General features: G+C 73.6%; 9 protein-coding genes, 5 tRNA genes and 1 riboswitch. Of the genes, 9 read left to right on the top strand and 5 right to left on the bottom strand.

Going from position 1 to position 12,151, the window contains the following annotated elements:
- Positions 1-49: 49 nt before the first annotated feature.
- The 4 genes from A2U95_RS10050 to A2U95_RS10035 form a co-directional block, all read right to left on the bottom strand.
- A tRNA-Phe gene (locus A2U95_RS10050) sits at positions 50-123 on the bottom strand.
- 24 nt (positions 124-147) lie between these two features.
- A tRNA-Asp gene (locus tag A2U95_RS10045) sits at positions 148-222 on the bottom strand.
- 47 nt (positions 223-269) lie between these two features.
- Positions 270-342 (bottom strand) — tRNA-Glu (locus tag A2U95_RS10040).
- Positions 343-422: 80 nt separating this feature from the next.
- Positions 423-2,033 (bottom strand): metallophosphoesterase family protein, encoded by a 1,611-nt coding sequence (locus tag A2U95_RS10035; protein WP_166021812.1) that lies wholly within the window; start codon positions 2,031-2,033, stop codon positions 423-425.
- A gap of 106 nt (positions 2,034-2,139) precedes the next feature.
- Between A2U95_RS10035 and A2U95_RS10030 the strand changes: the two genes are divergently transcribed.
- The 9 genes from A2U95_RS10030 (at position 2,140) to A2U95_RS09990 (ending at position 11,183) form a co-directional block, all read left to right on the top strand.
- Positions 2,140-2,490, top strand: a complete 351-nt coding sequence (locus A2U95_RS10030; RefSeq protein WP_166021811.1) for a metallopeptidase family protein — start codon at positions 2,140-2,142, stop codon at positions 2,488-2,490.
- A 154-nt stretch (positions 2,491-2,644) separates the two neighbouring features.
- Positions 2,645-3,262, top strand: coding sequence for a hypothetical protein (locus A2U95_RS10025; RefSeq protein WP_166021810.1), 618 nt, complete (start codon positions 2,645-2,647; stop codon positions 3,260-3,262).
- A gap of 230 nt (positions 3,263-3,492) precedes the next feature.
- Positions 3,493-5,811: a DEAD/DEAH box helicase gene (locus A2U95_RS10020; protein WP_166021809.1), complete on the top strand. Its 2,319-nt coding sequence runs from the start codon at positions 3,493-3,495 to the stop codon at positions 5,809-5,811.
- Positions 5,812-5,964: 153 nt separating this feature from the next.
- A tRNA-Lys gene (locus A2U95_RS10015) sits at positions 5,965-6,037 on the top strand.
- A gap of 71 nt (positions 6,038-6,108) precedes the next feature.
- Positions 6,109-7,257, top strand: coding sequence for a dihydrofolate reductase family protein (locus A2U95_RS10010; RefSeq protein ID WP_166021808.1), 1,149 nt, complete (start codon positions 6,109-6,111; stop codon positions 7,255-7,257).
- A 49-nt stretch (positions 7,258-7,306) separates the two neighbouring features.
- A tRNA-Met gene (locus A2U95_RS10005) sits at positions 7,307-7,380 on the top strand.
- 175 nt (positions 7,381-7,555) lie between these two features.
- The gene (locus A2U95_RS10000; RefSeq protein ID WP_166021807.1) at positions 7,556-8,689 is read left to right on the top strand and encodes a PP2C family protein-serine/threonine phosphatase; all 1,134 of its coding nucleotides are present in this window, start codon (positions 7,556-7,558) and stop codon (positions 8,687-8,689) included.
- 219 nt (positions 8,690-8,908) lie between these two features.
- A riboswitch (cyclic di-AMP (ydaO/yuaA leader) is annotated at positions 8,909-9,057 on the top strand.
- A gap of 11 nt (positions 9,058-9,068) precedes the next feature.
- Entirely contained in the window at positions 9,069-10,112 is a 1,044-nt protein-coding gene (locus A2U95_RS09995) for a M23 family metallopeptidase (protein WP_166021806.1), read from the top strand.
- 120 nt (positions 10,113-10,232) lie between these two features.
- The gene (locus A2U95_RS09990) at positions 10,233-11,183 is read left to right on the top strand and encodes an aldo/keto reductase (protein WP_166021805.1); all 951 of its coding nucleotides are present in this window, start codon (positions 10,233-10,235) and stop codon (positions 11,181-11,183) included.
- 19 nt (positions 11,184-11,202) lie between these two features.
- Here A2U95_RS09990 and trmB read toward each other — a convergent pair whose 3' ends face one another.
- Entirely contained in the window at positions 11,203-11,967 is a 765-nt protein-coding gene (gene trmB, locus A2U95_RS09985; protein WP_240957447.1) for a tRNA (guanosine(46)-N7)-methyltransferase TrmB, read from the bottom strand.
- Positions 11,968-12,151: the final 184 nt, after the last annotated feature.

Raw genomic sequence — 12,151 nt, 5'->3', positions numbered from 1 at the left:
ACGCAGCGAAAGACCCCCTCCGGCGAATCGGAGGGGGTCTTTGCGGCGGTGGCTGGGCCCGGGGTCGAACCGGGGACCTTCCGCTTTTCAGGCGGACGCTCGTACCAGCTGAGCTACCCAGCCACGAGGTTTCACGTGAAACCTCAGCGGTCCTGACGGGATTTGAACCCGCGGCCTCCACCTTGACAGGGTGGCGAGCACTCCAAACTGCTCCACAGGACCAAGCTTTGTGCGCGTCTTGCGTGAACAGTGTCGCACACGATCTTGCGTGCCCCCAACGGGATTCGAACCCGTGCTACCGCCTTGAAAGGGCGGCGTCCTAGGCCGCTAGACGATGAGGGCTATACGGCCCGCCTGGGCGCTTCTCAGCGCGTCGGGGACGTGAGAAGCATAGGTGATGCCGACGGGTATCGCCAAAACGTTTACCGCTCACCTCCGGACCGTCGTGGCGAGGGCTCCGTGGACGGCGGTCCGGAGGGCGGTCCCGAGGGCGTTCCCGACGGGGATCCGGAGGGCGAGGGGGAGGCTCCGCCCGGCTGGTTCTCCTCCACCAGGTGGCGGCTCACCTCGGCGGTGGTCAGGCCCAGGCCGCCCAGCCGGATCTCGTCCCAGGCCTGGAGCCGGCGGCCGTCCCGGTCGAAGTAGAGCACCGACGCCTCGATCGGGTCCGGCTCCTCGCCCTCCACCGCCCGCAGGCCGCCACCGCCGGTCGAGCCCTCGATCCGCAGCCGGGTGCCCAGCTTCAGCAGCTTCGTCTTCTGCTGGTGGACGTGGCCGGACAGCACCAGCGGGACCACCCCGTCCACCTTCCGCGCCGCCTGCGGGTCGTGGACCACGGCGACGTCCACCGGCGTGCCCGCACGGCGCTGGTCGCGGATCTCGGAGGCCAGCTGCACCCCTGCCCGCTCCGCGGCGGCCTTGCCGCCGCGCGGCCTGCTCCGGTCCGGCGTGAACTGGGCGTCGCCCATGCCCGCGAACCGCAGCCCGGCCACGTCGACCGCCCCGCCCTCGTCCAGGACGTGCACGCCGTCCAGGTCCGAGAGGTAGGCCTGGGTGTCCCGGGAGTCGTGGTTGCCGCGCACCCAGACGTAGGGCGCGCCCAGGTCGGGGATCGGGTCCAGGAAGCGGTTCTCGGCCGTGGTGCCGTGGTCCATGGTGTCGCCGGAGTCCACGATCACGTCGATCTCGTACTGGTCGACCAGCGAGGCGATGATCTCCCAGCTCGCCGGGTTCAGGTGGATGTCCGAGACGTGCAGGACGCGGATGGTGGTGGGGTCGGGCTGGTAGGCCGGAAGGGTACTGGTGGCGTCGTAGAGCTTGGTGACGTTGGTGACCAGGCGGGCCAGCTCCTGCTGGTAGACGTCGAAGTCGGAGACGATGCTGCGCGCGTTGCCCACCACCGAGGGGGCGGAGGAGAGCAGACCCGAGAAGCGGGGTTCCAGCACCGAGTTGGGGTTCCAGGTGCCCCACGCGGTGGCTCCGGAGGCGGCGAGCAGGGCCAGCGCCAGGCCGCCGGTGACCGCGGCGCGGCGCGGCCGGCGGTGGACGACCAGGCTCAGCGCCGTGGCGCCCACCACCACGGCGACGCCCGAGCGGAGCGCCAGGGTGAGGATGCCGTCGCCCACGTCCTCGGTGATCGCGTCCTGGAGGCCCGAGATGCGCTCGGGGTGGTCGACCAGGTCGCGGGAGCGTTCCGGGTCCAGCTGGTCGACGTCCACCTGGAGCCGGAAGGGCGCGGTGTGGGTGTCCAGGTGGAGCGCGCCGAGCGGCGGGATGTCGATCTCGGTGCCGCCGTCCAGCGAGGGGTGCAGCGACATCGTGGTGTTCACGGGGCCGACGGGCACGCGGACCGCCCCGACGGTGAGCAGGCCCAGCCACGCGCCGGCCAGCACCACCGCGACCAGCCCGGCGGCCCGTGCCGCGGGGTGCGCGCGGCGGCCCAGCTCGGGCCGGGCGCCGGAGGCGGACCTCCGGGCCGGCAGGGCGCGTATTCGGCGCGACACGGTGGGGAATCGGACGCTGATGCGGGCCATTGGGACCGTATGCCCAGGTCCGTGGCGTGATACGCGGCACGCGGGAAGTGGTGCGGAGGGCTCCGGGACGGGTGTGCATCAGGCCGTTGTGGCACAGAATGGCGGTGTGCTGGAGATGACGCGCGAGGAGTTCGAGGAAACGGTGGCGGAGGCCCTCGACCGGATCCCGCCCGAGCTGACGCGGCTGATGGACAACGTCGCCGTGTTCGTCGAGGACGAGCCGCCCGCCGACGACCCCGAGCTGCTCGGGCTCTACGAGGGGACGCCGCTCACCGAGCGGGGCGAGTGGTACGCGGGGGTGCTGCCGGACCGGATCACCATCTACCGGAACCCGACGCTGCGGATCTGCGACACCAGGGAGGACGTGGTCGCCGAGACGGAGGTGACGGTCGTTCACGAGATCGCCCACCACTTCGGCATCGACGACGAGCGTCTCCACGACCTCGGCTACGGCTGACGTCACCTGCCGCGCCCGGCGGCGGGGCGCGTGCCCGCGGAGGGGCCGGGCGGCGGGGGAGGGGCCCGGATTGGGGGCCTCCCGGGCGTGTCCTCTTGCGTTCGGTGGGAGTTGGGCAGGGTGATTCTTCCGCCCGCCCCCGGAGGTGGCCCCCGTGCGCCGTGTGTACCTACCCGTCCGCCTCGCCGCGGTCGCCGCCGTCTCCGTCCTGGCGACCGGCTGCGTGGACGTCGCGGGTGAGGACGGCGGCGACCGCGCCCGCCCGGCGCGCTCCTCGGAGGGCGGCGGCGCGGACGGCGCCGGCGGCGGCGGCGGCGCGGGCACGTCCGGCCCGGCGCGCTCCTCGGAGGGCGGCGGCGCGGACGGCGCCGGCGGCGGCGGCGGCGCGGGCACGTCCGGCGGCGGCGCCGGCTTCGAACCCCGGGTGAACAACGAGGGCACGCGCCCCGGCAAGGACGGCGCCCGCCGCTCCGGCCGCCCCGAGGACCCCGAGCGCCGCGGAGCGGACCGGAAGGACGACGACGAGCGTCCCGGAGGGGCGGAGGAGCCCGAGGACGGCGACGACGGCCGTCCCGAGGACCCGGGCGAGCCGGCTCCCCCCGAGCCGGGGGAGCCCGCTCCGCAACCGCCCAGCGACGTCCCCAGCCCCGTCCCGCCGCAGCCGTCCCCGCCTCCGCCCTCCCCCGATCCCAGCCAGGCCCAGCCCTCGTCCGCCCAGCCCCCGAGGCCGTCGGCCCCCGCTCCGGCGCCCGAGGCCGGCGTGTCCGTGTAGCGGCTCAGAAATGTGGCGTGGCTCGCGTTCTCCGTTCTCGTTTGCGCCAGGGGGTGTGAGGTGCGTATGGTGGTAGATCGTTTGATCCCATTTGCCCGGCGCAGCGAAAAAGAGCGCGCCGTGTGGCGCGTTCTCTCCCTTGCCGTGGCTGACCGCATCGAGGCGGTTCCTCGCGAAACACGGAGTTGACGGGCGCGTGCCGACGAGACTCCGGAAGGTTTCGCATAAGCATGTCCATTTCCAGTACTGATCAGTTCGTCGTCTCCGAGAACGAGACCGTGACGACCGCCGAGCTCGACGAGAACGAGAGCACCGTCGAAGCCGCGGACGCCGCGGCGGAGACCGCGGGCGCACCCGAGGAGACGGGGCCGGGCTTCGCCGACCTCGGCCTGCCCGAGGGCGTCGTGCGCAAGCTCGCGCAGAACGGCGTGACCCAGCCCTTCCCGATCCAGGCCGCGACCATCCCGGACGCCCTGGCCGGCAAGGACATCCTGGGCCGCGGCCGCACCGGCTCCGGCAAGACCCTCTCCTTCGGCCTGCCGACCCTGGCCCGTCTGGCCGGCGGCCGCACGGAGAGGAAGCGCCCGCGCGCCGTCATCCTCACGCCGACCCGTGAGCTGGCCATGCAGGTCGCCGACGCGCTGCAGCCCTACGGCGACGTGCTCGGCCTCAAGATGAAGGTCGTCTGCGGCGGCACCTCGATGAGCAACCAGATCTACGCCCTGGAGCGCGGCGTCGACATCCTCGTCGCCACCCCGGGCCGTCTGCGCGACATCATCGGCCGCGGCGCCTGCTCGCTGGGCGACGTCGAGGTCGCGGTCCTCGACGAGGCCGACCAGATGTCCGACCTGGGCTTCATGCCGGAGGTCACCGAGCTGCTCGACCAGATCCCGGCCGGCGGCCAGCGGATGCTCTTCTCCGCCACCATGGAGAACGAGATCAAGACCCTGGTCGACCGCTACCTGGAGAACCCGGTCAGCCACGAGGTCGACGCCGCCCAGGGCGCCGTCACCACGATGTCGCACCACATCCTGATCGTGAAGCCGAAGGACAAGGCTCCGGTCACCGCGGCGATCGCCTCCCGCAAGGGCCGCACCATCATCTTCGTCCGCACCCAGCTGGGCGCCGACCGCATCGCCGAGCAGCTCCGCGACGCCGGTGTGAAGGCGGACGCCCTGCACGGCGGCATGACCCAGGGCGCGCGCACCCGCACCCTGGCCGACTTCAAGGACGGTTACGTCAACGTCCTGGTCGCCACCGACGTCGCCGCCCGCGGCATCCACGTCGACGGCATCGACCTGGTCCTCAACGTGGACCCGGCCGGCGACCACAAGGACTACCTGCACCGCGCCGGCCGCACCGCGCGCGCCGGCCGCACCGGCACCGTGGTCTCGCTGTCGCTGCCGCACCAGCGCCGCCAGATCTTCCGGCTGATGGAGGACGCGGGCATCGACGCCACGCGCCACATCATCCAGAGCGGCACGGCCTTCGAGCCCGAGGTCGCCGAGATCACCGGCGCGCGCTCGATGACCGAGCTCCAGGCCGAGTCGGTGGCCGGTGCCGCCGCCCAGGCCGAGCGCGAGGTCGCCCAGCTGACCAAGGAGCTGGAGCGCCTGCAGCGCCGTGCCGCCGAGCTGCGGGACGAGGCCGACCGCCTCGTCGCCCGCGCCGCCCGCGAGCGCGGTGACGACCCGGAGACCGCGGTGGCCGAGGCCGCCGTGGTCCGTGAGGCCGCCGAGGCCGCCGAGGCCGCCGCCGTCTCCGTGCCGGAGCAGCCGACCGCTCACCAGGTCGACCGCGCCGAGCGCGAGGACCGCCCGCAGCGTCGCGACGACCGCGGTGACCGCGGCGGCTTCCGCCGTGACGACCGGGGCGACCGCGGTGACCGCGGTGGCGACCGTCCGTTCAACCGTGACGACCGCGGCGGCCGTTCCTTCGAGCGCCGTGACGACCGTGGCGGCTTCCGCCGTGACGACCGTGGCGGCGACCGTGGCGGCCGTTCCTTCGAGCGTCGCGACGACCGCGGTGACCGCGGCGGGTTCCGCGGCAACGACCGGGGTGACCGTCCGTTCAACCGTGACGACCGCGGCGGCGACCGTGGCGGCCGCTCCTTCGAGCGCCGTGACGACCGCGGCGACCGCGGCGGGTTCCGCCGTGACGACCGCGGCGACCGTGGCGGGTTCCGCGGCAACGACCGGGGTGACCGTCCGTTCAACCGTGACGACCGTGGTGGCCGTTCCTTCGAGCGTCGCGACGACCGCGGCGGGTTCCGTGGCAACGACCGGGGTGACCGTCCGTTCAACCGTGACGACCGCGGCGGCGACCGTGGTGGCCGTCCCTTCGAGCGCCGTGACGACCGCGGCGACCGCGGCGGGTTCCGCAGCAACGACCGCCCGTTCAACCGCGACCGCCGCGACGACCGTCCGGGCTTCCGCGCCGGCGGTGCCTCGGACCGTCCCTTCGGCCGCCGCGACGACCGTCGTGACGACCACCGCGGCGGCTCCTTCGGCCGCCGGGACGAGAAGCCGCGCTGGAAGCGCAACGGCTGACGCGCCCGCGCACACCGCCTGAAGAGGGCCCGCACGACCCCGGTCGTGCGGGCCCTCCGCGTTTCCCCCGCTTCCCGCGCGCCGCCGCTCCGGAGATACCCGCTCGGACGGAGGGCGCCGTCCCGCTATGCTCGGGGGAGCAACATCACCCCTGGGCCCTTAGCTCAATTGGCAGAGCAGTGGACTTTTAATCCATTGGTTGTGGGTTCGAGTCCCACAGGGCCTACACCGAAGCGGCGCATGCGCCCGGCCGGACCCGGTCGGACCATGCGCCGCCGTGCGTCCCGGAGCCGCCCCATGCCGCACCCCTACGTCCTGCTCTCCGCCGCCGTCTCGCTCGACGGCTGCCTGGACGACACCGGCCCCGAACGGCTCCTGCTCTCCGGCCCGGAGGACTTCGACCGGGTCGACGAGGTGCGGGCGGCGAGCGACGCGATCCTGATCGGGGCGGGCACGCTGAGGGCCGACGACCCGCGCCTGGTGGTCCGCTCACCGGCCCGCCGCGCCGAACGCGCCGCCGCCGGGCGGCCCGAGTTCCCGCTGAAGGTCCTCGTCACCGGATCGGGGGATCTCGACCCCGCGGCCGCCTTCTGGGGGACCGGCGGCCGCAAGGCCGTCTACACGACCGACAGGGGCGCACCGCGGGCGCAGGCGGCGCTGCGTGGCCGAAAGGACGCCGACGTGGTCCCGGTGGGGCCGGAACTCGACTGGCGGGCGGTCCTGGAGCACCTGTACGCCGTGCACCGGGTGCGACGGCTGATGGTGGAGGGAGGCGGGAGCGTCCACACCCAGCTGCTGCGGTCCGGTCTGGCCGACGAGCTCCAACTGGCCGTCGCCCCGCTGGTGGTGGGCGACCCCGCCGCGCCGCGCCTCTTCGGTCCCGGCGCCTATCCGCCGGGCCGGCTGCGGCTGGAGGAGACCCGGCCGGTCGGCGACGTGGTGCTGGCCCGCTACCGTCCGGTCGCCCCGGGCGCCGGTCCGCTCGCCTCGGCCGCCGACCGGTACTGGCTGAAGCTGGCCTGCGAGCTCGCGCGGGAGTGCCCGCCGTCCGGGACCGCGTTCAGCGTGGGCGCCGTGGTGGTGGCCGAGGACGGGACGGAACTGGCCCGCGGCCACTCCCGGGAAGGGGGTGATCCGGTGGTCCACGCGGAGGAGGCGGCCCTCGCCAAGATCGACCCGTCCGACGCCCGGCTGTCCGCGGCCACCGTCTACAGCAGCCTGGAGCCCTGCGCCCGTCGTGCCTCCCGGCCCGCTCCGTGCGCGCGGCTGATCCTGGCGGCGGGGGTGCGGCGGGTGGTCACCGCCTGGCGTGAGCCGGACACCTTCGTACCGGGTGCCGACGGCAGTGGGGTGCTGGCGGCGGGGGGCGTCGACGTGGTGCTGCTGCCGGAGCTCCAGGACCTGGCCACCGCGCCCAACGGCCACCTCCTCGGCGGGTCGCCGTGAGCCGATTCGCTTTTCCCCCCGGCAATGTCGTACAGTGAAGACACAACGACGCGGGGTGGAGCAGCTCGGTAGCTCGCTGGGCTCATAACCCAGAGGTCGCAGGTTCAAATCCTGTCCCCGCTACTGAAAACTCGGGGCCGGAATCCTTCAGGGATTCCGGCCCTGAGTGTTTGCGTCTGCAGGGCCGTGCCGCGTGTCCGCCGCGCGGAGCCGTTCCTCCTCGTCGCCCCGTCCCGCCGTTCATCCGCGCGGAGGCCAGCGGTCGCCGGTTCCGGTGCGGGGCGGGAGCATGGATCGCATGCTGCGGCGAGGCGGACCGGTGGACCCGGCGGTCGAGGACGCCGCCGGCCGTGGCCGGCGATGGCTCCACTACGCCCGGCTGGTGCTGCGGGTGCTGCCGTTCCTGGCGCTCGTGTTCGGCCTGATCTACGACCGGTTCACGCCGACGGACGTGACCCCGGTGCCCTTCTTCGCCGCCGCGCCGCTGATCGCCGCCCCCCTCTACACGCTCCGGGCCACCATCCTGATCGGGGTGCTGTCGACGGGGTGCACGGTCCTGGTGCGGCTGACCCGCGACGAGTTGTACGCGGCCCAGATGGCCACCGAGCTGTTCACCGTCTTCACCGTCGCCGTGCTGGCCGGGGTGGTCAACACCGTGGTCCGGCGGGGTGACGTGCGGCTGGCCACCGCCCGGCAGATGGCCGAGGCGGCGCAGCAGGCCGTGATGCCGGTGCCGCAGAGCAGGCTCGGAGCCCTGCGGATCGCCTCCCGTTACGAGGCGGCGCAGCAGGAGGCGAACATCGGCGGCGACCTCTACATGGTGCAGGACACCCCGTACGGCGTGCGGGTGATCCTGGGCGACGTGCGGGGCAAGGGGATGTCCGCCGTGACGGCGGTGGCGATGGTCGTCGGCGTCTTCCGCGAGGTGGCGGAGCGGGCACCCACCATCGAGGAGTGCGCCCGGCGGCTGGACCAGGCGGTGGTGCGGGAGCGGGACCGCCGGGCGGTGGAACTCGAGCAGCACGAGGGCTTCGTGACCGCGGTGCTCGCCGAGTTCTCCCGGGACGGCCGGCGGGTGCAGCTGGTCAACCACGGCCATCCGCCGCCGCTGCTGCTGGAACCGGGCCGGCGGCCGCGGTTGCTCGACGTGGGGAGCCCCGGCGGGCCACTGGCCCTGTCGGACCTGGTGGCCCCGCCCCGGGCGGGTCCCCCGGTCGAGCTGCGGCAGGGCGCCACCGTCCTCTTCTACACGGACGGCCTGGCCGAGGCCCGTGACGCGGACGGCGAGTTCTACGACCCGGTCGCCCGCCTGTACGGCCGGGACTTCCCCGAGCCGGAGGCGCTGCTGGACTTCCTGTCCGAGGACGTGGTGCTGCACGCCGGGGGGGACGTGAAGGACGACATGGCGCTGCTCGCCGTCCGGTGCCGTTGACCGGTGTGCCGTGGGCGGACATCGGCCGCACCGCCATGATCAAGCCAGGACGGCTTTCACGGTGTGACCCACGCCATGTCCGTTTCGCCCCGTTCGGTCTCCATAGGTTCAGGTCGGAGGGGTGGGCGATGTGAAGGAACAGCTTGGAAATGAGCCACCGCTTATATTAACGTTCGATAACGCAGCGCACGGTTGTCCCAGCCGTCACCAGCGACGGCTCCGTGCGCTCTGCCGAATCCCGCAAGGGAACCGGGGAACCACTTTCCGGGGTGAATCGGGCGTATCGCGGTTCTTGGCGTATACGCGCGTAGGAGACCTTCCCGCTCCGAACCCGTCAGCTAACCCGGTAGGCGAGACGGAAGGAAAGGAGAACGCCTCCGTGGCGTCCAACCGCCCTGCCCCCGAACTCCCCCTGGTGCCGAGTCAGCGTGAGGCTGCCGACGCCTACGGTCCCGTCACCGGCTTCGCCGGCGAGGGCTCCTTCGAAGAGTGGAACCCCAGCGAGGGGACCGTCCAGAGAGGCCGCCACCGCGTGGCCAAGCAGCGCGGCCTCGCCCGCAGTTCGACCGTTCTCGGTGTCGGCGTGATCGCGGCCGTCGGCGCGGGCGGCATGGCCACCGCGGCCCCCGGCAAGGCTCCGGTGCACATCACCATGCCGAACATGCCGTCGCTCGACCCGGTCACCTCCCTGCTTCCCGGTGGTTCCGGGGACGAAACCGGCTCCGCCGCCGCCGACACCGCCCCCAGCGTCCTCGGTGAGATGGGTGTGGCCTCGGCCGGGGCCGAGTCCTCCGCCGACGCCGGCGAGGCCCTGCGCGCCCGCATCATGGCGCAGGCCGCCCAGCAGGAGCAGGAGGCCGACGCGCAGGCCCAGCAGGAGGCCGAGGAGGCCGCCGCCCAGGCCGCCGCCGAGAAGGCCGCCGCCGAGAAGGCCGAGGCCGAGGCCCGCGAGAAGGCCGCCGAGAAGGCCGAGGCGGAGGCCAAGGCCAAGGCGGAGGCGGAACGCCTCGCGAAGCTGGCCGCCAGCTACTCCGTGCCGGCCGCCTCGTACACGATCACCTCGACCTACATGCAGGCCGGCTCCATGTGGTCCTCCGGGTACCACACGGGTCTCGACCTCGCGGCCCCCACCGGCACGCTGCTCAAGGCCGTCCACACCGGCACCATCACCGAGGCGGGCTGGGCGGGTTCCTACGGCTACCGGACCGTCCTCACCCTGGAGGACGGCACCGAGATCTGGTACTGCCACCAGTCCTCGATCAACGTGAGCGTCGGGCAGAAGGTGAGCACCGGTGACGTCATCGGCCGCGTGGGCGCGACCGGCAACGTGACCGGACCGCACCTGCACCTCGAGGTGCACCCGGGTGGCGGCGACGGCGTCGACCCGATGGCCTGGCTGGCCGGCAAGGGCGTCAACCTCTGAGACGCCGGCCTGCGGGGCGTCGGCCCCGGGGCGTCGGCCTCCGGGGCGTCCCGGCCGTGCGGCGCGATCCGCCGACGGGTCGTCGGAATGAGGTGTCCGGCGGAGGCGTTGACCACGGACATGACTGATCTGCGCAAGCTGGGCGCCTCCGGCATCGAGGTCTTCCCGCTCGCCCTCGGCGGCAACGTCTTCGGATGGACCGCCGACGAGCGGGAGTCCTTCGCCGTCCTTGACGGGTACGCGGAGGCCGGCGGCAACTTCGTCGACACCGCCGACTCCTACTCCGCCTGGGTGGAGGGCAACGAGGGCGGCGAGTCCGAGACCGTCATCGGCAGGTGGCTCAGGGCCCGGGGCAACCGGTCCGAGGTCGTGATCGCCACCAAGGTGAGCCAGCACCCCGATTTCCGGGGGCTCTCGGCCGCCAACATCAAGGCGGCGGCGGAGGCCTCGCTGCGGCGGCTGGGCACCGACCACATCGACCTGTACTACACGCACTACGACCAGCCCGGGACGCCGGTCGAGGAGATCGTCCTCGCCCTCGACCAGCTGGTCCGCGAGGGCAAGGTGCGGGCGATCGCCGCCTCCAACATCACCGCCGAGCGGCTGCAGGAGTCGCTGGACTTCTCCGAGCGCGAGGGCTTCGCCCGCTACGTCGCGGTGCAGCCGCACTACAACCTGGTCTCCCGCGACACCTACGAGGGAGCGCTGCGGGACGTCGCCCAGCGGGCCGGACTGGCCGCGGTCCCCTACTACGCGCTGGCGTCCGGCTTCCTGACCGGCAAGTACCGCCCGGGCGCCACGGTGGACAGCCCGCGGGCGGCGGGTGCGGGCAGGCACCTGGAGAGCGAGCGCGGGCGGCGCGTCCTGGACGCGCTCGACGGGATCGCGCGGGAGCGCGGTGCCGAGGTGGCCTCGGTGGCCCTGGCCTGGCTCGCCGCGCAGCCGACGGTGGTGGCGCCGATCGCCTCCGCCCGCTCCACGGAGCAGCTGCCCGCGCTCCTCGCCGGGGCCGGACTGCGGCTCACCGACGCGGAGCTCGCCCGGCTGGACGGGGCCTCGGCCCCGGAGTGAGCCGGGCCGGGAGCGCGTCTCAGACCCGCAGGAACATCAGGTCGCGCACGACGTGACCCTTGTCCAGCCCCTGCCCCTCGAACCGGGTGAGGGGACGGAACCCGGGCCGGGGCGCGAAGCCGCCGTCGGACCGGGTGTTCACGAAGCGGGGGTGCGCGGTCAGCACCTCCAGCATCTGTTCCGCGTACGGCTCCCAGTCCGTGGCGCAGTGCAGGGCGGCGCCCGGACGCAGCCGGGTGGCGGCCAGGTCGAGGAACTCGGGCTGGATCAGCCGGCGCTTGTGGTGCCGCTTCTTGGGCCAGGGGTCGGGGAAGTAGACGCGCAGTCCGGCCAGCGCGTCGGGTGCGATCATCTCGCGGAGCAGGATGATCGCGTCCCCGTTGGCCACGCGGACGTTGGTGAGCCGGCCCTTCTCGGCGAGGTTCAGCAGGTTGCCCTGGCCCGGGGTGTGCACGTCGACCGCGAGGATGTTGGTCTCCGGGTCGTCGCCGGCCATCTGGGCGGTGGCCTCGCCCATGCCGAAGCCGATCTCCAGGACCACGGGGTGGTCGTTGCCGAACAGCTCGGTGAGGTCGAGGGTGCGGCGGCCGTCGATGTCCAGGCCCCACAGCGGCCACAGGCGCTCGATGGCGTCGGCCTGGCCGGCGGTGACGCGGCTGCGGCGGGGCTGGAAGCTGCGGATGCGGCGCTCGTGGTGCGACCCGGCCGGGTCGGGCTGCGGTCCGTCCGGGAACCGGGGGGTCCGGGCGGGGCGACGGTGGGGGTTCAGGGCGTCAGACACAATGCCCTCGAGTCTACGGCGCGCCTCCCCCGTCCCGGCTCCCGCGCGCCCGCACCGCACGGCCCGTCCGCTCCGGCCGCGGCACGGCACATCCGGCCACCTCGGCGCGCCGGCCCCGTGCCGGTCCCGCCCGCGGTCGCGCCGCGAGCCCTCCCACGGGGTCGCCGGGTCCGTCGGCCGCCCCGGG

Origin of the sequence: Streptomyces chilikensis (assembly GCF_001642695.1) — a bacterium.
Classification (GTDB): Bacteria; Actinomycetota; Actinomycetes; order Streptomycetales; family Streptomycetaceae; genus Streptomyces; species Streptomyces chilikensis.
The sequence above is the reverse complement of the archived record's forward strand: the minus strand, read 5'-3'. Positions and strand labels throughout refer to the sequence as shown.